This is a genomic window from Candidatus Uabimicrobium amorphum, from assembly GCF_009002475.1.
Lineage (GTDB): Bacteria > Planctomycetota > Uabimicrobiia > Uabimicrobiales > Uabimicrobiaceae > Uabimicrobium > Uabimicrobium amorphum.
Window position 1 is genome coordinate 7312626 of record NZ_AP019860.1, and the last position, 22529, is coordinate 7335154.

The following is a 22529-nucleotide window of genomic DNA, read 5'->3' on the forward strand; positions in this document are numbered from 1 at the left end:
CCTTTCATTTTTATTTAGCTAAATTGATACAATAAATAAGCTATGCTAATTCCAGCATAGTTTCCAACCACATACCCCAGCAAACCAGCGGTTAAGCCCGACATCACAACGCGTTCATTGCCGATTGCCTGCGCAACAGGAGCAATAAAAGCCGGTCCAAAAATAGCCGCCGTTGACGTAATGATGGCCGTATCTACATCAATGCGCATAACGAAACACAGCACATAATAAATACACACCGTCGTGCTAACGACAAGTATACAATAGTAAAGCGTACTACCGCCCTGTTCTAACATTTTGCTTATATTCGTAACATTCCCCATCGCTGCGCAGAAGACGAGGATAAAATAATCCCCAAGATAAGTACTTACGTGGATATTTTGTATCTTTTCCACTAGCGAAGCGGCCATTCCCAGGGCGGTAATACCAAACATCACAAATGGTACATTGATTTTGGCAAATAGCGCAAACGATACTCCACAAGAAATGGCGACAATCATTGCCGCCAAAACAACGACAAAAATAGCTTGGGGAATGGATTTTTCCGACGACGCAACGTGGGGATCGGGAATGTCGAGATCAAAACGCGGTAACCATTTTTGTACAATGGGTTTCAATAAAGTTATGCAAAAGACAAAGTAAGCGGCACTTACCACAAAGTCAACACTGTTGACAATGGTAAATGTAGACTCTTGTGCCTCTAGAGCTAGACCTACGCTAGCGACATTTGGTGTTCCCCCGGTATAAACCCCCAAAAACATGCCCGCCATTTTCCACATTTCGGGGTGACTTTGTAAGAAAAAAGGCGCGATAAGCAAAGTAGATGCGATGGCACTTACGGTCGCCAGAACAAATGCGATAATGACCGTGCGCGTACAACGCAACCATGCAAAAAATTGTAAATTGAATAGTAACAGTGGAATCGCAATCGGAATCACTATCTCGGCAATAGACTGTGCAACATCTATGCGCCAGTTTACCGCAACTAAATTCATCGCAAAACCAGCCACATAACAAAGAGCAACAGTACCCAGCCACGAAAAAAAACGCAAACGCACCAAATATTGTGCTATAATTGGTATCAAAAAATATATACTCACTTGTACAATAATAATGGTGTTTTCCATGGTCTACACCTATCATGTGTTTAGAGAACTTCAAAAAGAATATTGTAATTAGGGCTTGCCCTTAGTCTTACTACTTTAGCATAGCATAGTTCGCGGTGCTAAAAGAAAATTACTCAATATGGAGGTCAGCATGCAAATTTTTATTACCGGAGCTTCTGGTTTTGTGGGAAAAGCAACGACAAAAAGTCTCGCAAAAAATCACAAAGTTATGGCGATGGCCAGATCGGAACAAAGCGCACAAGTAGTTTCCGAAGCAGGTGCTCATCCTGTAAAATGTGCGCTCGGCTCTGTAAAAGCACAGGACCTCCAAGATTGCGAAGTGGTAATTCATTGTGCCGCTTTTGTAGAAGAATGGGGAAGTGAAGAACAATTTTGGCAAGCAAATGTCGTTGGTACACAACAATTGTTAGACGTAGCCAAACAAGCTGGAGTAAAGCGCTTTATTCACATAAGTACAGAAGCCGTTTTGTTTCATGGGCAACATTTACGCAACATCGACGAAAATTATCCATACCCCCAGAAAACCCCGATTCTTTATTCGCGAACAAAGGCCGCGGCAGAAAAGGCCGTTGTAATGGCCAATGATGCCCATTTCACGACTATATGCCTGCGCCCACGACTTATATGGGGTCCAGGAGATAAAACCATCGTACCCGCGATTCGCGACATGGTCGCAACCGGGAAATTCAAATGGATTGGGGGCGGGCACTACCAAACATCCACAGTATACATAGACAATTTAGTTCATGCCATTACTCTAGCACTAACAAAGGGAACCGGAGGCGAAAAATACTTCATTACCGACAATGAAGACCAAGATATGCGCCAATTTTTAACACAGATGCTACAAACACAAGGTGTTAACTTGCCAAAAAAATCTGTACCGCGTTTTGTCGCCCGTAGTGCCGCACGCATTATAGAATTTTTGTGGCGTATATTGGCCATAAAAAAACAACCACCAATCACGCGCCACGCCGCTTATGTGATGTCCATTGCACTTTAAGAATAGACCATGCCCAACAAGATTTGGGATACCAACCACTATTTTCTGTATCCCAAGGCTTAAAAAACATGGTCTCTAAAAATTCACAGTAACAAAAAACGCGACCGAGACCTGACCGTGACCCTAATCGTAGCCGTCACCGAAATGATACTACTTTTCCACCTGAAGCGTTGCATACAGATCATCAAGTAGCGCGAGTGCCTCGCTTTGCCCTGCATAATGTTGGCGTAATCGCTCAATAGTTTGTTGTTGCTTACGCAATGCGTCTTGTTCTCGTCCAGAGTGGGTTGACATTTGCAAAAGCGCCGTAAAATATTCCTGTAATTTACCAAGAGAAGATGGCAATTTCTCCATATCTTTTGCGGTCTTTTCTTCGGCGCGAATCGCCTTGTAAACTTGGTTATACGCCTGAGAAAAATTTTTGTGTAACTCCTCTAACTTCGCCATGCGAAAATAAACATGTGCATAGTAGTCCGTTCCTCCGAGAGCCTTGTACAAATCGACCACTTTCCAATAAACCTCACTAGCTTTATAATACTCGCGCGGCGCCATACCATCGGCATATGCAATATATTCTTGTGCCGCACTTATTTTATTGTCTTTCCCTTCTTTTGCATATAGCAAATCGGCATGCTTTAACTTGTAATACAGATGCTTATCCCATAGTCGGCGTGCTTTTGTGGCGTTTTTTTCTATTTGACTTGCTATTTTGTATGTCTCACTACTCTTGTTGAACGTATCTTTTGAACGCGAAAATGCTTCTGCTGCTTTCATAAGGTAAGAAGAATTCTCGGTATTTTTGTACAAAATTTCATAGACCAAACCACGCGACAACCACTCTTCGCCCTCTTCATAATATTTGGCAGCTTCCTCTCCCCAACGGATATAACGACGCTGTTCTTGCTTGCTCCATGATTTTAGCATCTCACGATAACAGTCTGCTGCTTTGACGTATTCGCCCACTTGTTTGTGGCAGAAAGCTGTTTTTATTTGCGCTTCGCGCGTGTGATGCGCAAAACTCGCGTAGTATTTCGCGGCCACTAGCCAATTTCTCTTGTGTTCCAGTTCTTCACCGATATGCCAAATCTGTTTCCAATACTTCGCTTTATTTTGTGGATCAAGAGCCAATGCGCCAAAATAACTCGCCGCTATTTGAATTTTATTGTTGGCTTTGTGGTAACTTCTTCTCGCTTTTAAAAAAGCTTCTAGCTTTATTTTGTTGTCGGCGTTTTTTTGGGCAATGGCAAAATAAAAATCACCTGCTTCCTGCCATTTATCCTCTTTCTCTAATTGAACACCCTGTTGCCAAATTTCGTCTGTATGGAGACAAACACTAAAAATAAGACATAACAGTAAAAATAATTTTCGCATGATTACATTCTCCTATTTTATTGAATCAATTTTATCAATTATAACAAATATTCAATATGTTCCGAATGGCGTTCTACCATAAAAACTGTTTTGTTGTGTATTTGAACGAAATTTTCTGTAGCAAGACAAATCTATTGGTTACAAATAGTTGAGTGTGGTACAATAAAAATGCTTTTTCGCAGAAAAGCATTTTGTAAAACATAAGGCTTTGCAATGCTATTTAGTTGGTTTGGGTGTACACTTTTTCGCTTGACTGTTTGGAGTTACTCACATGAATCAAAAGCATGACACAACAAAAACTATTCCAACGCAAAAAACACAGAAGCAAAACTTTTCGCAAAATCTCAAAAAAAATACGCAAAACGTTTTCCAACGACTGGAAAGCGATCCAGGTTCTTTGCAATACAACGACATAATGCAATTGCAAAAAATGGTGGGCAATGATGCTGTAACTCGTCTTCTTTCCGGGAAACAACAATCTTTTTCGCGAAGATCAATCAATGGTTTTCTACAACGCAACACCCCAAAAGCGCCTATCATCCAAGGCGTTTTTAAGAGCGAAAGCGAAATTCGCAAAGAGCAATTTGTCGAAGAAGCCAAAGCCAAAGGTATAACAGATCCTCAACAAATTGACAAACTGTACGCAGAGGCACGTAAAGATACTCCTGACGAAGACCCCTTAACCAAATTCGAAGTGGCGGCCGATAGAAAACCAACGGTCGTAAGAGCGATTGAACATGTTGGTAACTCTATAACGGAGAAAGCTTTTTACGTGGAAATCGATGTAAGAAACCTCGGGGGTTTGAATGAGGCATTGGGACGCAGTGAAGGTGAAAAAATACTGATAACCGCTACTCAAAAAGCCCACAAGCACATCAATCAACTCAACAGCAAAGGATTTGTTGGTAGTTTTCGCCACGGAGGGGACGAATTTAGTTTTGTCGTCGTCGGTGAAGTCAGCCTCGAAGAGGTCGAAGCAAAACTCACTGCTGCAGAGAATGAATTTGCTGAAATTAACAAAACGCAAGTCAAAGGAACCACTGTAGGTTCTATTGTTCACCTTAAGCACAAGTCGCAACATGGAACCGCTATCACTTGGGGCGTAAGTACCATTACCGGAGAGAGTGATGTTGGTGATGTCTTATCCACCGCAGACCAAATCGTAGAACTTAAAAAATCTTTCGCAGCATTAGATACTCCGCAAACACAAGATCCCGAGCCAGAGCAAAGTTCAGACCAGAGTCAAGAAAGCCAAGCTCCGCCTAAGAAAAAGAAAAGAAAGATGGACAAATTTGATGTAGATCTCACACAAAAGTTCTACAAAAGAATGATAAAATCATTCAGTCTACAACCCAAAGATGTTGCAAACGGCGCTATCTTGGAGCATGCCCTAAATCACTACTCTACTTACGACGAAGGCAAGGTAAACGCAAAAAATTACATCTACAAACAGATCAAAGCCATTGGCTCTTTAAAATACGCTTTGCGGCGTAAAAAGGATGAAATGAAAAGCCAAGAGGAACTCAAGGAAGCAGAATTTGTTAAATTTGCCAAGGAACAAGGTATCGAAGATGACAGCATCGCCAAAGCTCTTTTCAAATCAGCGCGCAAAGACATTGTAGATCCTGTTACCGGATTTCAACCCAAAAGTAGTTTAAGCGGCACCATCGAATCTGCCATTACCCATGTTGGCGCGATGGGAGGGGAACACCGTGCAGTTTATGTAATTGCCAAACTCAAAAACCTTGCAGGTCTCAACCATATTATGGGGGCAAATGGAACCAATAATATATTTGCCGAAGTGGCCACAGCAGCAGAAATGGCATTGCGCTCCGAACTTAGTCAAGATGGTCTACACATTAGCGATTTTCGCGAACAGGGTAGCAAATTTAGCTTTGTTATTGTAGGACGTATTCTCACCAAAGGACTTGTCAATGCTGTTCTAGAAAAAGCCGCAAAAAGTATTGCCGACATTAACAAAGAAAGAATTAAGGTTTACAACTCTTCCTCGGAATTTGCAGAAAACACCATTGGCGAAAAAGTAATTCATCCTAAAAAGGCCAACCAAAAAGGTACAGGACTTGCTTTTGGTGCAAGCAACATCGAGGCAGAAGGTGACGTTTCTAAAGTAACAGCAACTGCACAAAAGTGGATGACAAAAAGAGATGTTTAATAACGGCTCAAAAAAATGGTAGATTTTCAAAGCATACATCGGTTGACACAACAGCCCAACAAAATTTCTCCTGGTACTGTTCTAAATAACAAATACAAAATTACCAAATTGTTGGGTGCTGGTGGTATGGGCAGTGTTTATCTTGCCCATACCACCAGCCATCACCAAGTGGCAATCAAACACATGCACAGCAACCGCGAAACAGCGATGCTTGTAAAACGTTTTGTTCGCGAATACGAGCTTTTGACAAAAATCAACCATCCCAATGTTGTCAAAGTCTATGATTTCTTTAACGTTGCCCAACAAAATTTTATCGTAATGGAATATGCCTCAGGCATTTCCCTGAAAGAACTATTGCACAGTAGCGACACTTTACCACTCGCAAAACGCTTGGTCATGGCGACGCAAATCGCTGCGACAATTAAAGATCTCAACAAAATAGGTATTATTCACCGCGATATAAAACCAGCCAACATTTTAATCGATAAAAGTACTTGGCAAATAAAAATTCTCGACCTCGGACTGGGAAAAGATATCGCTGTCGCAGATAGAATGACCGCCACTGGTACTGTTTTGGGAACGTCGGGATACCTAAGCCCCGAACAAGTCGACGCCGGTCTATCAAAAAAAAGTGACGTATTCTCCGTTGCAGTAACCATCTACCAAATGTTACTGTGGCAACAACGCTCACCCTTTGCCGCAGACACTCAAGTTGCTACGATGGTCAACATCGCGCAAATGCAACTCCCACCTATCCATAAAAATCTATCCGCCCAAAACCGCAATGAGAAAAACATGCACCGCCAACTTTCACAGATACTACAGCACGCTCTACAAAAAAAGGCATACAAACGCTGTGACGCAACAACACTTTATCTAGAATTAAAAAAACTACAACGTCCATCTTTTTCAGCATCCAATAACTACAAATATATAGCGGTAGCTAGCATCGCAATTGTGCTTATTAGCGTCGGCATGTACCTAACGCAAAACACCGCACCACAATCGCCAAAACCAAAGCAAAAACAAAATCAACAAACCCAAGAACAGGCAAGAAAATACTTTGCCAAAGCACAACATGATTACTATGAACGTCGCCAATACGATGAGTCATGGCAAGAACTACAGAAAGCCCTAGCCATAGATCCACACAATTACCGCTACTTAGTGCAAAAAGCGAAAATGATATTTTTTGGCGAAGGTGTGCAAAAGAATACCCAAGAAGCCGTAGTTCTAGCCAAGAAACAAATAAACAAACTCAAAAACAGCAGCGATGGATTTTCCTTGTATATGCTAGGCTATATGTACGACACCGCATTCGCCGTAGAACGCGATTACCAAAAAGCCAAATACTGGTATGAAAAAGCCAGCGCCCAATCGCACGTTGTTGCCATCAACAACTTAGCTTACATGTACCAAGAAGCCCTAGGAGTCGAAAAAAACTACCGCAAAGCCGCACAGCTATATAAAAAAGCCGCAGATTTAGACTACACCACCGCGATTATCAACTTAGCCAATTTATACATGCGTGGTTTGGGTGTGCGCAAAAACCCCGGCAAAGTCTTTACTTACTACATGCAAGCCGCAAAGTTAGAGAATAAAGCCGCCATGTATCGAATCGCTCAGTTCTACAACAACGGATATGGTGTATCGCCCAACGCCCAAGAATCCTTTCGTTGGTACCTACAAGCGGCAAAAAACAACTATTTACTGGCCTTCTTCGCTGTGGCTCAAAGTTACGAACTTGGACGTGGAACAAATAAAAATGCAAAACAGGCATGTTTTTGGTATGAAAAGGCCGCGCAAAACAACGACAGTGAAGCGATGTATAGACTCGCGTACTTTTACAAATCAGGCATAGGTGTAGAACAAAACAATACAAAGGCGCGGCAGCTAATACAAAGCGCCGCCGATTTAGGTCACGCAAAAGCCAAAAGAGTATTAAACAACTGGTAACAAAAACATTTAGCCAAACAATCTAGCCCAAAAGAACCTCACCGTCAAATATACCCAACTCGCAAAACAAAAAAAGCTCCCAACAGGGAGCTTTTTTCATCTTAGGTAAATACTTCTAATTGTAGATTGTAAATGATAAATACTACTTCTTTAAATAATTGTCCAAAGTTGCCTTGATCCAACCATCTGCATAATAACCAACGTGTGTATGAATTACGCGGTCGGTCATATTGCACAATGAGACAGCACCCTTGATAATTTTGCTATGTCCATCTGGACTACTCTTGATCTTTTCGTAGTAATTTGGAAACTTGTGATATGGAGCTAGGTAGTCGACAATTTCAATCGCTTTGGCCTCGTCAATTTTTCCATAGGCATCTAGAATCTGAACATTAAGTTCATCATAGCGCCACTGCATGTCGTCATAACGTTTCTTGTATACACTGATGGTCCATGGATTCATTCCGCATAGTCGCATACTTGGCACAATGCTGAAGTTGGTCATGATAAGTACATCGTCTTTGTCTTCGCGTTGTGGAGGGAAGAAGTAGTATAGAGGACAATTCTTTTCTTTGTAGTCTTTGTTGATATAACCGCGTGTTCCCCAAATATTTTTATGCTCTTTTTTGCCAAAGTACGCAAACATATCGGCGTTGTACTTCATGAACGCTTCTGGGTACTTGTAGTCATTCCAACGAAATGTCAGACCTTTGCGATGCTTTTGGTTTTCGTGTAGTTCTAGAAAATCTTGGTTAGGTAGCATTCCCGCCCACATAAAATCTTGATTGGCAAACGCAGGAAAATCAAGCTTTTCAGTGGTCATTCCCGCTTCAACAACAACGGCTTTGTCATTGGTTCCGTCAGCAATAAAGTACAGCCAGCTCACACCGCGTGGTACATCTACCATAATGTCAACAGCCTGCTTAGCGCTTTTTGCTCTGTGGCTAACATGGCGTAACATCATAATAGAGTTGATTCCCACTCGCTCAGGGTTGCAATTATTTCCAGCTAAGTTATCCACTGCCATTCCCACACCGTAGGCATTCATTGTGGTTATGCTACCGACCATTCCTGGAGAATTTACTGCAATTAGGGGAATACGTCCGTCGGTGGGGTTGTAGATGGTCATACCTAGCTGATATTCTAAAATATTTCCAGTAGGAAACATGAAATCGCGACCAAAATAGTGCTTGCGATCTACAGTGGCATCGCCAAAAACAGAGAAGTCATTGCACATTACCGGGCCATTGATTTCTTCTGGTTTAATTCCCCATATATTGGAGAAATCCAAAGTGTAGAAACGCGACAAAATACAGTCAAAGCCAACGTTTACCATAAGTAGTTTGTTTACCGAAACCTCTGTTCCTGGATTCATTTCCTTGCAACCAGCAACTAGACCTTCCATTTCCTCTATGTACTCTTTAGGAACGTCTGGACGAACATTTTTTACACCTTCAGAAACGAAAGATTTCACAATCTCTAACAGAGCGTTTCTGCGATTGCCCGTTCCCACATCCCCATTGAGAAAGTCAGTGAGAACTCCGTCGATAAATTTGCTGCAAGTAATTTCCACATCTTCATGAGCTAAAAGGGCCATAAGGTATCCCATTTCGTATGCGCTACCTTCTAAATAGAACAAACGTTTGGGTTTTTTCGTTTCGTAATTCACAGCAGTTCTATGGAACGCAAGTGCACCGCGACCATTTTTGTATTTAGCCACTTTGGCTATGCTGTAACCGTCTTTGTCAAAAGCATCAATAATATCTTCAAAACCTTCGTAAGGATTTGCAATTACGAAACAGAAAGATAGACAAATAGCAAGAATTGTGATACTCTTATGCATCTCTAAACTCCTGAGGAAATTTGTTAGAGTTGTCGTCGTTTTTTGCGACATCAAAGTTGAAAAATTACTACCATTTTTCGGTAAACGATATTACGAAAGTAAGTATAACTGACCGCCGGTCATTTGTCAAATATTTTTTTATGAAAAATCAACGAGCCCGATCAAAAGATGAAAAACAAAAGCGCAAAGAAGATATTCTAAACGCAGCACTACAGTTACTCCTCCAAAAAGGAAAAATTGCTTCCGTACAACAAATTGCCACGGCCTCGAAAGTTGCCAAAGGGACAATTTACCTATATTTTGGGTCTAAAGAAGAAATCTACCTCACCCTGTTTCAACAACAATGGGACCCGCTATTTGTACAGATAAATAACGCCGTGACCAAAAAAAATTCACAAATAAGCGACATCACAAAAACCATCGCTCGTTATGTTGTGGAAAGCAAGTTTTTCTTGCCGTTAATGGCGGCGTGCAGTGGAATGTTGGGAAGAACCGCTGATAAGGAAGTTGTACGTTCTTATCAACAGATTTTGGCAAAAAATTTAGAACATTCCAGCCAAATTTTACACGAGAAATTCGGTATTTCTCACCAAGACGGAATTCAAATTTTTTTGCGTACCTATGCCATTATATTTGGTATGTGGGATGTGGTATACATGGCGCCAAATGTCAAACAAGTTTTTGCAGAAGAAAAGTGGACCGCTTTCCCTAGTAACTATGAAAAAGAATTACACGAAACACTGCATATTTTATGGGCGGGGATGCTCAGGTAAATCACCGAAACTTTTTATAGGATGCCGATGCGATAGGCCACAATTTTGAGCCTTCTTTCAGAAAAATAGTTCCTCTGTCACCTATGTTGTTACGTATCAGTACCTCAATAACTTCTTGTAAAGCGGCCTGTACATTCACAGGCTCTTGCTTCAAGTGGCGGAAAATAATTTCTTCTATTTGCTGCACAATGCCAACATATGACATGGGTAAATTTTGTAACTCCTCCTTCAATGATTTTAAATCATGTAGTGATTGCGTCGAAGTAATCATTGGTTCACTTGCATTATGTGTGTTCATAAGTGCAGATGACGACAATTCTTCCCCGAAAAGTAACATAGTATCAGATAATGTGATCATGTCACCATGTTTCAGTCTTCTCTCGCGATATACGGGTTGTCCATTTACTAAGGTCTTTCCCCCAGAAGCACCAGGGCATGAAATCATGAACCAATTTGACTTCTTTTTGATAGAAACGACGTAATCAATATTCGGAGACATTAGGCGTATATTACAAATTTCATTTGTCCCGATATTGTTTACCACTTCTAATTCGAAATGGCGACCTGAGTCTGGGCCATCCATTATAATGAGTTGCGCACACATCATATCATCCCTTATAAAAACGCACTTGCGGATTGCTGGACATTTTTACACCGCTCGCGAAATAGAAGATTGTCCTGTAGTTGTAATTGCAGCTGTTGTAAATCTGTGGTTTTCATCCATGGTTTCAAAACGCAGAGAATACGCTTTTCCAATTCGACATCGCATAAAGGATTTACTTGATTACTACTGCGATTCAACTTCATTTCGCGAATGAGATCTAACAATGTCCAGCTCTTAGGGGTAATTAATTGACTACTCGCGATCGACTGAAGCAATCGTTGTAGATGATAGCGACTGGCCTCGATGCATTCGTCAAGATCTGAGTAGGTTTTTTGTGGAGCCATCCGCCATTGTAGTTCATATTCGTATGACTGTAATTCCACCGCAACAGGTTTCGTTTGTTCTTCGTTGAGAAAGGATACAATTTGCCGACCACTGTCAACCATCTGCCAATACATATGCTCTACTTCTTCGCGATTGTATTTCATAAAAAAAACCACAATAAATATATCTTTCCATGCCCACAAAACTTCAAAGGGGTTTGGAATAAAACCACCAATGAATTCGAATAATGATTTTTTGGCAACGCTTGACCTCTGCGTTGCGGTGAGCAAAGACAAATCCCTGATACTTTCATCTAAATTATGGCGGATATCTAAAGCCAGCTCTAGGGCAAAAGTTGCCTGCGAATTTTGCGGTGAAAAACCAGCGATGCGTAAATAACGCGACAGTAATCGACGATTTCGTTGCCAGTCGTTTGCCATTGCTGGAGCCATATTGCCCAGTCGTTCACGTTCCATATGTCGTTGCACGCTTTTGGCAAATTTCCACGAGCGAAAAAAGTTTTTTATCATACTGGTAAAAAACTCTATGAGCGTATCCATAATATTCGCAATAGCGATAAATTTTAAACCAAGAGTTGCCTGAATCCATTTTTTTAACTTTGCGGATTGCGCGACTAGTCTCTCTATTGGACCAGGACGCATTGCTTCATCACCAAGAAACTCTTCAAAAAGTGGTGGTGAAACTTTACGATGATCTCGTATAAAATCATCGACAATATGCTGTGGATTTTGCGAAAAACGCACTAAGAAAAAAGAGACTTTCCATATAGCACTCCAATAGGAGTTTTGGCAATCTTGGGTGTTCATATCGCCTAAAATTTCATCGAGTTGCTGTGAAGAAAACTCTTTATTTTCTATTTTTTGCAAAACATAAGAAGCCATTTCACGTAACTGTTGCAAAGAAACTTGCGGTTTTTGGGGTGATTGCTCAAGTTGTTCTTGGGGTTCTTCGCGTTTCTTTTGGGAAAAATACTCACCTTGCCTTTGTTGCACCTGATCTAAGAATTTGGCGAGTTTTGTAGCGACGATATTCACCAAAGTTAAATCTTTTGCGCGAAATCCCCGGTTTACCCTTATTTCTTCTAGGTGTATTACCCCCTTGACTTCACCGTCCTTGATAATGGGTGCTGAAATTGCACTCTCAATATTCTGATTGACGATAGAAACCGCCATATCACCATAGTCTCCCTTTGCATCTTCTGTTAAGACGGCTTCTTGCGTTTGTAGAATCCTTTTGATGATTGTTCGGCTAGGTAGTGCTGGCTCCGCGACCTTGGTTTCTATAGGTTTGGCCTCTGTAGGTTTGATGACGATGGACTTTGTCTCGCGCGATACTTTCTTTACTTCTTCCTGCATCTGCGGAGGAGCAATGTCGATCATCTTTTGTTCTTCTTCTAACGACGGTTTTCCCATTGTCTTGCGCTGGTATTCCTCAAATCTATCTTCAATAGCTGCCTTTTCCACCACAACTAAATCTGTGCTTGTTGTGGTGAGTGATAGCAAATGGCCCAACAGCGATGCAATGATATCTAAAAAGCACATGAAGTAAGGTGCTTCCTTTTTGTCTATTTCACAATACACAGCTCCTACGATTTGTTGTTGATGTACAAGTGGTGTACAACACTTAATCGTATCATGTCGATAAAACCATGCCACATGCTTAGCACTTCTCAACATGTCTGTTAAGACAAACAGACGAAAGGGGAAACTCACATTAACCGAATTGTCAGCATTGTGAATAGCACTGCGGCATGTAAAATCAGCCACATTTTGCACATCGCACGACCATATACTCATATTGTAAAGATCGGGAAACGCCAGTTCTATTTTTTGTAACGTATCTCGCATAACAGCGCCCAACGGGCAATTGCGCTGTATGTCTTGCTCTACACTAAGAATAATTTTCATATATGTTAACGCATATTGTGACTGGGCAATCCCCGCCCATTTATCCGTAGGGAGTTGAAAGTCAATTTTGTACAACGGACCAACATAATCGTCATGTGTATCGACATAACGTTTCACAAAATCAGATAACAAAAGCGAAGATACTTCATGAGATGATAGACTCAACAACAACTGCTTTACATTCTGCATTTTGCGAAATAGTTTCGATTGCAAAGACAAATCCATCACCTTGATTTCCCCTGTATTTTTCGTAAATGATACTTGTGCCAGTAGTTTCATTAAAATGAAACTATCACGCAGGTTACTTCAAATCGTCACTTCCCGTATTGTATCCGAGCTGTCGCAATGTCATTTCAGCTTGCACCAAAACCCTCGAATCTACACTTTGTGCTTGCAGTTTTACCAAAGTAGGTATCGCTACTTTTTCCACACCCATATCGCGTATGTACGAAATAATATCGCATTTTATGATAGGACGAATGCTCACTTCTTCAAGATATTGCATAAACTTTTTTGTAACATATGGCTTTTTGTCTTTGTATTTACTCAAGGCAGACAACACTCTCCGGCACTGATAATATTTATTCTCCACAAAGACCAGTTCGTCCGCAATCGCCACAAATGCAAGGAACGCACGCTCATGTTGTTTTTCTGCTAAAAATTTTGTAATTAACGACGGTACATTTTCTTTGTCGGCTTCGAGCCAGCGAAAACAAACATCATCTACCCGAGGATTCTCTGATGTTTGCTCCACGAGTAACTTCACATACTGACGATCGTAACGCATATTTTTTATGAGATGTTCTACGGCAAAAGATTGATATTTTTGAACGCGTAACAACACTGTTAATATATTGATTTCTATTTCTGTGCGCAGGAAACTATCGGTGACTTGTTTGTCTTGCATTAACTTTTTCAACAAGATCGCAATATCGTCTGTACTACTTTGTAACATTGCACACGCGCGAACGGTTGCCAAAATTAAATTTTTATCTTGTAAATTTTTGCGTATGATCGCCAAAAATTGAGGTATTTGCTCCTCGCTAATGTTGCGGTGGAGTATTTTTAGTACCCGCAGCGCTTGTTTTTCATCGAGACGATTATTTTCCAACGCATGGAGAAAAAAAGTCGAAATTTGTTTTCTTTCCGCAGCATTACTATTGTACATTAACAATAATGCCTCAAATAAAATAGGTTCATTGTCAATAGCTGCCGCGGCCATTTCATTAATACTGCGCGGCGATAATTTCGTGCGTTCGAAATCTGCCAATGCCGTAAGAGCTTCTTCATTTTCACCTAAAAATTTTACGGCCTCTGGAAAAGTAATCGCGTCTGTTTTGTATGCTTCTACGATCACCTCTCCTGTTTTTTTACTCATCATCAATTTTAAAATTTTACTCACTAATTTTGCCTGTGCCTTTCCTGTTGAAAACGACAAAATGGGCATGACAAATTGATGATCATTGGCATTTACTAGCTTGTATCGCCGTAATAAGTTCAAAAAACCCATGCGCGTAAAATGATGCTCGTCCTTTTTGGCTTCGTACAGAAGTACGGACACAAAATCTTTTTTTTCCGATTTAGAGAGAAAATTTAGCTTTTCTAATCCCGCCATCGAGACTTTGCGATCTGTTGTGTTGATTTCACGGAAAAGCCTTTGCATAGGCTTGTCGTCTTCTAGGAAGATCTCTACACATATAACAATAAGCACTAGAATAAAAATAATTTTATGCATTGTTTTCTCGCAAGATCGATGAATCGTTTCCACTACGAAGATCAAAAATCATCGAGGCTTGCATCTCCTTTTCTCAAAGTGCGTTTATAAATAAAAACCTGTACCGTCATGCGTAGGATTTTGTTATTTAGGTTGTACAGTAAACAGGGTACCGATACTTTATTGTAGCGTCGCAACAGTTTTTTGTCACGAAGCTAACAAATTAAATTGGTAAAAAAATTATTTATCGCTTAAAATAAATTTTCGCAAAAAATAATCGCGATTCTAACAGATTTCATAGTTATTACCTAACTTACAAAAGTAGCTACAGAGGAAAAAAATGAAGTTAAAAGATAAAATAGCCATTATTACAGGTGCTGCCTCAGGAATCGGGTACGCCGTTGCTAAAGAGATGGCCAAAGAGGGAGCGACTATTATCGTTGCCGATATTAATTTTGAGCAAGCACAAAAAGCAGCACAAAACATCAATGAATATGGAAAAGCATTTGCTCACAGCGTTGATGTACGTGACGCAGAAGCGGTAAAAAAATTAGTAGACGATGTTGCTGAACAGCATGGTCGCATCGACTACATGTTCAACAACGCCGGAATTGCCATTATGGGTGAGATGATGGAGATGTCGTTGGAACAATGGAATCGTTTATTCGACATCAATGTTCGCGGTGTGATTTATGGTACACATGCCGCGTGCAATGTGATGAAAAAACAAGGATTTGGTCATATCGTCAACACCGCATCATTGGCGGGCATCATACCTTCACCGAATTTGGGAGCCTACTCAGGAACAAAACATGCGGTTTTGGGAATTTGTAAATCGCTGCGGATCGAAGCCCGTGAGTTTGGCATTAAAGTAAGTGCTATTTGTCCGGGAGTTATTGACACGCCGATGGTCACCGATTCAGAAATGATCAACGAAGAGCAGCTCGCCGTTTCACGAGAAGAAATACGTGAAAATATACAGTTAACGCCCTATCCTGTAGAGAAAGCCGCACGTGTTATCGTAAAAGGTGTAAAGAAAAATAAAGGTATTATTCTCATCACAGGACATGCACATATCTTGTCGCGCCTATACCGCTTTTTCCCGGGACTTTCTGAACTCATAGGACGCTCTTACTACAAGAGAGAAAAAAATATCTTTGCGAAGAAAAAATAGTGACCATTTTGACAATCTACGACAGCAAACTACTAGGAGAAACAAATGACTCCTCAAGACTATTTCAACATTTGCGATATTGCACACAAAAGTGGTTTCATCACCAAAGAGCAGCAACAGGAAATTTTACAGGTCGTTCAAAAATTCCTGCAAGAAAAAAAGCAAGTTCCCATTGTGGCTATTTTGAAAAAATACGGGTTACATGACGATCAGTTTAGGGCTATTCAGCAACAAAAGGAACGCTTATTTCGCCAAACAGTTGCCAACCAACAAATCGAACAACAGCGACAGCAAGAAAAAGAACTGGAGTTGTCATTCTCGCAAACCATTTCTGTGGGCGCAAGCAAGAAGATTGGAAAATACGACATCGTAAAACTTCTGGGTTCGGGGGCAATGGGATCGGTGTACTTAGCAAAAGATCCCAATGGCAAGAAATTCGCTTTAAAGACGATGCTACCCGCTGTTGCCGAAAGCAAAGTAGGACTAAAACGCTTCCAACAAGAAGTCAATGCCATGAAAATGCTCCGTCACCCCAATATCATCAAAATATTTGAAATTGGGCAACAAGACGACACTCATTACTTCACAATGGAGTATATCGAAGGCAAACCCCTTAGTGAATATGTGCAAGACAAAATGTCGGCAAAAAAAATCGCCTATGTGATGGAAAAAGTGGCACGAGCACTCGACTACGCCCACTCGAAAGATATTATACACCGCGATATTAAACCCGCGAATATCATGATTAGCAAAGACGGCGAACCAGTGATCATGGATTTTGGTTTGGCGCGTCAATCGCAAAGTGACAATCGTCTAACCAAAACAGGGGCCATGCTCGGCACACTTGCCTACATGCCACCAGAACAGGTTCAGGGGAACAAGCGAGAAATAGATCACCAAACAGATATATACGCCTTGGGGGCTAGTATGTATGAGTTGATGACGCGACAACTCCCTTTTAGTGGGCAGCACCTCGTTGTATTGCGTAAAATCGTCCAAGACGATCCCACGCCGCCGCGAGAACTCAACAACTTAATTCCCGAAGCATTAGAACGCATTTGCCTAAAGGCGATGGCCAAAAAAAAGGAATTTCGCTTTTCCAGCGCCATGGAAATGGCCGAGGATTTACAGCGTTTTCAGGGTGGCGAAACCATTGAAGCTAGACTTGACAGGGCGAGTATTAGCAAAAAGGGAAAAGTACAAATTTTACGCATTGCAGTTGCGGTGGCCTGTATTGGTGTAATTATTTTGCTGGGAAGTTTACTGACAAGTACCATGAGAGACGACACAGCATTAAAAACGGTAAGCGATCAACTAGCAACGGCAAAGCAGAATCTAGAAGACCAAAAAAAATACTATTCAGACCTCCTAGACAAAAAAAACAATCAGATCGAAGAATTAACATTACAGAATAAAAACTACATGAGTACGATCGTAAACAAATTAACTGTAGTACTTGAAACCCATATGAAAAATGATAATGCCGGTAAAACCCTCTCGCTATTAAAAACGCTACTTTTATATAAGGAACATTGGAAACCACAACACATCGGTAGAATTTCATTGGCATTAGATTATGTGCGGCGCAACAGTTATGAAGAACAAGAACTATATCTCAAAGTCGATATGGTCAAAACAGCGTGGCGCATTTCCGGAGAGGCAATTGCTTATGCCGATAAAGACCAAAAGATGTATTTCATGGAGTGCTTTCTTGAAATTTGCTGTAACTATGTACCTCTATCTAAAGCCAATTTTTCAACTGAAGTCTTCAAAAAATATGATGCTTTAGCCCGACGATCTAAATTATATAATTTTAAAAACATTGGCGTGCCAAAAAACGCATCCAAAGACACCTTGGAAAAACTACCAGAAATTTCACATAAATACTACCTTCTTAGCGATTACTACGATGAAAAAGAGCGAACGACTGAAGACAGAAAAATGAGCCTCCAATATTTAGAAAAGGCACTACAACTTAATTCTAATCAACCGGCATACATACAAGAAATGTCTAAATTTTATAAAAAATTATACAAACAATCCGTCTTCACAAACAAGGAATATGAAAAGAAAAGCGATCAACTACGGCGCGAGGCCATAAGAATATGTAAAGTATACGTAAAACTATTGCCTATTTTTCAAAAAACCCTAGACCGCCTACAAAAAAGATAAAGGATTACAGAGGATGACGATGCAACTACTCCACAACCGTTATAAATTTGAAAAGGTCCTGGGACAAGGCGGTATGGGAAAAGTTTATCTGATGCACGACACCAACGACCAAAAACTGGTCGCGGTAAAAGAGTGCGTCACCAAAAATGATTTCGAATTAATCGCACGGGTGAAGCGCGAATATTACTTTATGACACAAATAGAGCATCCTTTTATTGTCCAGGCGACCGATCTTTTCGAGTTACAAGGCAAGTACTTTATCGTAATGGAATACGTACAGGGAATAACCCTAGACGAATTCATCAAGACACGTAAAAATCGCATTGATTTTTTACAACAATTGAAAATGTCACGCGACATATGCAAAGCGATCACGGTCCTACACAACAATGGCATCATTCACCGCGACTTGAAACCTTCCAACATTGTGATCCAAGAAAATCTACAGCCAAAAATTCTCGACCTAGGGATCGCAAAGTCGACCAACGAAGAACTCACCGAAATCACCAAAACCGGACATATGGTAGGTACACCGTCCTACATGAGTCCCGAACAAATCGATTCGACAAAAAATACCTTGCAAAATACCGATGTTTTTTCGTTGGCCACTATTTTTTATCAGTTTTTTTCCTGGGAACAACATTCTCCTTTTTACGCTGACGGACTTATACAAACCATCGATAAGGTTCACAACCACAAATTGCCACCCGTCATCACTAAACTGAGCAATGTAGAGGCCAAATCCATCGTGTTGTCAAACTTGCTCGTCAAAGCCTTGAAAAAAGATCCGCAGAAAAGAATCACCTCCGTAGAGGAAATGCTGAAAATTTTCGATAACATCATTGGGGAAAATTTCGAAGCCATTGATGAGAAAATGAAAAAAACCAAAAACTACGAGCGTTTCTTCGGCGAAAAAACAAGTTCTGTCGCCCCCAAAAATAGTAAAAAGCTGTATATCCAAGCAACGTTTCTCGCGATTTTTATGGTGATTGTACTTTTAACCGCTAGCAATTTCCTGTGGAGAACAAATGAAAACACAGAACAACAAATGCGTGACAAAATTGCCTCCTTAGAGAAAACGCTACGCGCCACAAAAGGCAAAACATCCAAGCTATTAGAACAAGTCAAAACTTTACGTATCCACAACAAAAGTTTAGAGTCAAATAAAAACGATCATCTGCAAAGTGTAATCGATAACTTACTCAACCCTCTGGGGGATTACACGAAAGGCCGTCAAACATATTTGGTACTTTCACAGCTAAAAATACTACTTTTCTTTAGAGAACATTGGAAGCCACAGCATCTCAATAAAATGATGTTGGCTTTACGATATGTACTGGATCAAAGTTACAAAGAACAGGAATTGTACCTAAAAGTTGATTTGGCCAAAACGGCATGGCGCGTTTCTGGTGAAGCAATCTCTTATGCCGCAAAGGGTGAAAAAATGTACTTTTTGGAGTGTTTTTTAGAAGTTTGTTTTTGCTACACTCCTCTGCACGCAGCACCTTTCTCGGTTAAGACCATCAAAAAACACACAGAGTTAGTGCGAAAATCTAAATTGAACGGTTTTCTTTCCATAAGGGTGTCAAAAGATACACCCAAAGAAGCGTTGGAAAAATTACCAGAAATTTCCCATAAATACTACCTTCTAGCTGATTACTATGACGAACAACAGCGCACATCGCAAAATAGAAAAATGAGTATTCGTTGTTTGGAAAAGGCATTGCAATTAAACCCTCTTCAACCAAAATACATCCAAGATATGGCTAGATTTTACAACAAATTGTTCAAATTGTCGGCTTTTATGGAGCAAGAGTACTACGAGAAAAGTAAGAAGTTGCAAAGTGATGGGAAAAAAATATGCAAGGTCTATACCAGGTTACTACCTATTTTTCAGAAAACCCTGGAGAGATTGAACGATTAAAGTACGCTTGCCGTGAGGTTTTCGTTTTCCGATTGGTGCCTCGCCATCGCCTTGTCAATTTCAGCTGCGCTGAAAGCAACAAGCCTCTCCCATAGTTGATGAGGTAGGTTTGTACTATAAAGTTTCTAAAAGCTCGTGTGAAGTCGAAAATCGTAATCGTCACCGTGACCGTGACCGTGAACGAAAAAATCAGTTGTTGCCGTTAAAGGTACATAACAATCAGTAAATAACATTCCCATAAAAAAAGGGGAGAAAAGGCGAAATCTTATTTCGTCCTTTCCTCCCACATGTATATTAACGTGTCTTGAGAGCAGCAGGAGTATCCTTCATGCTGCCTTCGCATGATATCGTCAGTATCTGTGCTATGATTTGTTGCCATATGCGTTTAAACAATATAGATCAGCTTATATCGTTGCGCTCTACCTCTAAGCTACTTTTGCTTCTTTTTTGCTTCTGTATGGAGCAAAAGAGGGGATTCGAACCCCTGCCTCAAAGAAATCGTCTACTTGTATTGCCATATGCAACCATAGTAATGCTCAACTTAGAGTAATAGTTTGAGCTTGTGGAAAATAAGAGTCTCTGTGATATGTTATTACTCATTATTTTCTGAACTTGAATTTAAATTTTAGCTTGTACTCTTGATTCATTATAGCCCATCATTGCACTATTTATCTAAAATAAATTGAAAAATTTTATTGGCGATATACAACTGTTTGGCTTCTGTGGAGTTTGCCTCTTCACGAGCAAACTTTACCGCATTACTTAGTTTCTCAATTTTTTCGAGTATTTGCTTCTTGCGCGGCATCGGTAGCGCCCCACTTTGTTTTACTGTACTCCAATGACCAACGACAATGTCTTCGGTAATCAATTGCGTTTGTGCAGGATGCTCTTTAGTGGCATCGTACAGTACTATGGGCTTTTGTACTTTTTTGGTTTTACTTGTCAGTGTAGGCTGCGTTTTGTATAGGTTGCTATTTTCATCGAAAAACCAATCGTCCTCCGAACCTAAAACGGGTATTTGCGCGACAAAGCTTTGTAAATTTGCCAATTCTTTTTCTAAAAACAACAAATAGGTAACAGGTACCTTTTCCATAATCACATTGCCTTCCACAACCACATCCGCAACCGCGCTACAATTGGCAACATCTTTTGTCAATGTCACGTCGAGTAATTCGGTGAGATGTTTTTGTAAATCGGCAATGGCCTCACTCGCGACAAGTTGTACCTTATTATTTTCGGGAGGGAAATTGTCACCATCCTCATCTTTTTTTACATAAGTTTTACTAAAGCCATTCAGTAAGGCAGGTTTCAAAATCATTTTGCGCAGTTTGGTAACCGCACCCGTAACGCGACTTTTGATTCCTTTTTCGATGGCAAGTATTTGATTTAATTTTGGCATAGTAACCTCGTAATTTTTAGCGTAGCATCATAAACACAATGATCACAATAATTACAATCATATTTATGATGAAAGCTTTTCGATTTTTTTTTATCCATAAAACAAAAGGTTGTACAGTTGATGTAGATACTAACGAAGCAGATGTGTTTTTGTTTGTTAAAAAATTATAAATATCCTGAGAAAAAGCCTCGACGTTCTGGTAACGATCCTGTTTGTTCTTCGCCATGGCTTTGAGACAAATCGCCGAAAGTTTTTTTGGTACTTTTTTATTGATTTTATGCGGTGGCGTGGGAGTTTGATTGAATATTTTGGCGATAATTTCGGGAGAACTGTTCCCCACAAAAGGTGGCCGTAACGCCAAACATTCATATAAAATAGCTCCTAGTGAGTATACATCGCTTACTTCGTCAATTTCATGTCTTTGCCCATCGGCTTGTTCTGGTGGCATATACGGCATACTTCCCATCACAACTCCTGTGGCTGTTAACGTTTCACTAATGGATGACTTTGCCAAACCAAAGTCCATGATAATGGGTTTGCCTCTTTTGTCCATCATGATATTTGCTGGCTTTAAATCGCGGTGGATAATTTCTTGTTGGTGGGCATAGTGAACAGCCGAAGCAATGTGCACAAATATACGCGCAATGGCGTTGGGGCTCGGAGAGTTATTCAAAAACTCTGTCAAGGTAACGCCATCGATATAGTCCATCACAAAGTACGGTACCCGTCCGTCGTGGACACCTTTGTCATGTAGTTTAATGATATTTTTATGCTGTAAACGCGAAGTTACGTTAATTTCACGAATAAAGCGTTCAATGGCGCTGCGGTCTAATTTTTGGTGGATGTTGAGAACTTTTACTGCGAATTCTTTTTGTGTTTCGGCATGTTCTACCCTGTAAACAATGCCCATCCCTCCAGAGCCTATTTTTTCGATAACTTTGTAAGGACCTAGCTGCTCAAATTTAAATTTGCCATCCATTTTTTATCTCGTTTTTTGAAAGTCGACCTACAAAATACACACGACTATGCCCAGCAACTTGCTAT

General features: G+C 40.5%; 14 protein-coding genes and 1 pseudogene. 7 read left to right on the plus strand and 8 right to left on the minus strand.

Annotated features, from left to right (window positions below):
• Positions 1–14 precede the first annotated feature (14 nt).
• Positions 15–1127 (minus strand): DUF819 family protein, encoded by a 1113-nt coding sequence (locus UABAM_RS25460; protein ID WP_151970817.1) that lies wholly within the window; start codon positions 1125–1127, stop codon positions 15–17.
• A 130-nt stretch (positions 1128–1257) separates the two neighbouring features.
• On the opposite strand from UABAM_RS25460, the pseudogene UABAM_RS25465 reads away from it, so the two are divergent.
• Positions 1258–2222 (plus strand): annotated as a pseudogene (locus tag UABAM_RS25465) (NAD-dependent epimerase/dehydratase family protein).
• A gap of 58 nt (positions 2223–2280) precedes the next feature.
• Here the strand turns inward: UABAM_RS25465 and UABAM_RS25470 are convergent.
• A complete protein-coding gene (locus tag UABAM_RS25470) occupies positions 2281–3501 on the minus strand; it encodes a hypothetical protein (protein WP_151970818.1) in 1221 nt (406 codons plus the stop codon).
• A gap of 271 nt (positions 3502–3772) precedes the next feature.
• Here UABAM_RS25470 and UABAM_RS25475 point away from each other — a divergent pair, with 271 nt between their 5' ends.
• Together UABAM_RS25475 and UABAM_RS25480 are read left to right on the plus strand one after the other, a co-directional pair.
• Positions 3773–5674, plus strand: a complete 1902-nt coding sequence (locus UABAM_RS25475; protein ID WP_151970819.1) for a diguanylate cyclase domain-containing protein — start codon at positions 3773–3775, stop codon at positions 5672–5674.
• A 15-nt stretch (positions 5675–5689) separates the two neighbouring features.
• Positions 5690–7630: a serine/threonine-protein kinase gene (locus UABAM_RS25480; RefSeq protein WP_151970820.1), complete on the plus strand. Its 1941-nt coding sequence runs from the start codon at positions 5690–5692 to the stop codon at positions 7628–7630.
• Between the two features lie 142 nt (positions 7631–7772).
• On the opposite strand, the gene UABAM_RS25485 is transcribed toward UABAM_RS25480, so the two are convergent.
• The gene (locus UABAM_RS25485) at positions 7773–9473 is read right to left on the minus strand and encodes a carcinine hydrolase/isopenicillin-N N-acyltransferase family protein (RefSeq protein WP_173013571.1); all 1701 of its coding nucleotides are present in this window, start codon (positions 9471–9473) and stop codon (positions 7773–7775) included.
• Positions 9474–9613: 140 nt separating this feature from the next.
• On the opposite strand from UABAM_RS25485, the gene UABAM_RS25490 reads away from it, so the two are divergent.
• Complete coding sequence (locus UABAM_RS25490) at positions 9614–10246, plus strand: TetR family transcriptional regulator (protein WP_151970822.1); 633 nt, start codon at positions 9614–9616, stop codon at positions 10244–10246.
• Position 10247: 1 nt separating this feature from the next.
• On the opposite strand, the gene UABAM_RS25495 is transcribed toward UABAM_RS25490, so the two are convergent.
• The 3 genes from UABAM_RS25495 to UABAM_RS25505 form a co-directional block, all read right to left on the minus strand.
• Positions 10248–10853 (minus strand): FHA domain-containing protein, encoded by a 606-nt coding sequence (locus tag UABAM_RS25495; protein WP_151970823.1) that lies wholly within the window; start codon positions 10851–10853, stop codon positions 10248–10250.
• A gap of 8 nt (positions 10854–10861) precedes the next feature.
• Complete coding sequence (locus UABAM_RS25500) at positions 10862–13327, minus strand: GAF domain-containing protein (RefSeq protein ID WP_229759437.1); 2466 nt, start codon at positions 13325–13327, stop codon at positions 10862–10864.
• A 76-nt stretch (positions 13328–13403) separates the two neighbouring features.
• A complete protein-coding gene (locus UABAM_RS25505; RefSeq protein ID WP_151970825.1) occupies positions 13404–14837 on the minus strand; it encodes a hypothetical protein in 1434 nt (477 codons plus the stop codon).
• Between the two features lie 319 nt (positions 14838–15156).
• Between UABAM_RS25505 and UABAM_RS25510 the strand changes: the two genes are divergently transcribed.
• Genes UABAM_RS25510 through UABAM_RS25520 form a run of 3 tightly spaced genes read left to right on the plus strand, consistent with a single transcriptional unit; the run spans position 15157 to position 20086 of the window.
• Positions 15157–15990, plus strand: a complete 834-nt coding sequence (locus tag UABAM_RS25510) for an SDR family NAD(P)-dependent oxidoreductase (protein WP_151970826.1) — start codon at positions 15157–15159, stop codon at positions 15988–15990.
• 45 nt (positions 15991–16035) lie between these two features.
• A complete protein-coding gene (locus tag UABAM_RS25515; RefSeq protein WP_151970827.1) occupies positions 16036–18162 on the plus strand; it encodes a serine/threonine protein kinase in 2127 nt (708 codons plus the stop codon).
• 13 nt (positions 18163–18175) lie between these two features.
• Positions 18176–20086 carry a serine/threonine protein kinase gene (locus tag UABAM_RS25520; RefSeq protein WP_151970828.1) on the plus strand — a complete coding sequence of 637 codons (1911 nt, stop codon included), beginning with the start codon at positions 18176–18178 and terminating at the stop codon, positions 20084–20086.
• A gap of 664 nt (positions 20087–20750) precedes the next feature.
• On the opposite strand, the gene UABAM_RS25525 is transcribed toward UABAM_RS25520, so the two are convergent.
• Together UABAM_RS25525 and UABAM_RS25530 are read right to left on the minus strand one after the other, a co-directional pair.
• Positions 20751–21485 (minus strand): DUF7873 family protein, encoded by a 735-nt coding sequence (locus UABAM_RS25525; protein WP_151970829.1) that lies wholly within the window; start codon positions 21483–21485, stop codon positions 20751–20753.
• 16 nt (positions 21486–21501) lie between these two features.
• The gene (locus UABAM_RS25530; RefSeq protein ID WP_151970830.1) at positions 21502–22464 is read right to left on the minus strand and encodes a serine/threonine protein kinase; all 963 of its coding nucleotides are present in this window, start codon (positions 22462–22464) and stop codon (positions 21502–21504) included.
• Positions 22465–22529: the final 65 nt, after the last annotated feature.

What these genes read in the sequence shown, in the direction of transcription:
- UABAM_RS25460 (WP_151970817.1), bottom strand. Translation starts at nt 1,127, where the DNA reads ATGGAAAACACCATTATTATTGTACAAGTGAGTATATATTTTTTGATA.
- UABAM_RS25470 (WP_151970818.1), bottom strand. Translation starts at nt 3,501, where the DNA reads ATGCGAAAATTATTTTTACTGTTATGTCTTATTTTTAGTGTTTGTCTC.
- UABAM_RS25475 (WP_151970819.1), top strand. Translation starts at nt 3,773, where the DNA reads ATGAATCAAAAGCATGACACAACAAAAACTATTCCAACGCAAAAAACA.
- UABAM_RS25480 (WP_151970820.1), top strand. Translation starts at nt 5,690, where the DNA reads ATGGTAGATTTTCAAAGCATACATCGGTTGACACAACAGCCCAACAAA.
- UABAM_RS25485 (WP_173013571.1), bottom strand. Translation starts at nt 9,473, where the DNA reads ATGCATAAGAGTATCACAATTCTTGCTATTTGTCTATCTTTCTGTTTC.
- UABAM_RS25490 (WP_151970822.1), top strand. Translation starts at nt 9,614, where the DNA reads ATGAAAAATCAACGAGCCCGATCAAAAGATGAAAAACAAAAGCGCAAA.
- UABAM_RS25495 (WP_151970823.1), bottom strand. Translation starts at nt 10,853, where the DNA reads ATGATGTGTGCGCAACTCATTATAATGGATGGCCCAGACTCAGGTCGC.
- UABAM_RS25500 (WP_229759437.1), bottom strand. Translation starts at nt 13,327, where the DNA reads ATGGATTTGTCTTTGCAATCGAAACTATTTCGCAAAATGCAGAATGTA.
- UABAM_RS25505 (WP_151970825.1), bottom strand. Translation starts at nt 14,837, where the DNA reads ATGCATAAAATTATTTTTATTCTAGTGCTTATTGTTATATGTGTAGAG.
- UABAM_RS25510 (WP_151970826.1), top strand. Translation starts at nt 15,157, where the DNA reads ATGAAGTTAAAAGATAAAATAGCCATTATTACAGGTGCTGCCTCAGGA.
- UABAM_RS25515 (WP_151970827.1), top strand. Translation starts at nt 16,036, where the DNA reads ATGACTCCTCAAGACTATTTCAACATTTGCGATATTGCACACAAAAGT.
- UABAM_RS25520 (WP_151970828.1), top strand. Translation starts at nt 18,176, where the DNA reads ATGACGATGCAACTACTCCACAACCGTTATAAATTTGAAAAGGTCCTG.
- UABAM_RS25525 (WP_151970829.1), bottom strand. Translation starts at nt 21,485, where the DNA reads ATGCCAAAATTAAATCAAATACTTGCCATCGAAAAAGGAATCAAAAGT.
- UABAM_RS25530 (WP_151970830.1), bottom strand. Translation starts at nt 22,464, where the DNA reads ATGGATGGCAAATTTAAATTTGAGCAGCTAGGTCCTTACAAAGTTATC.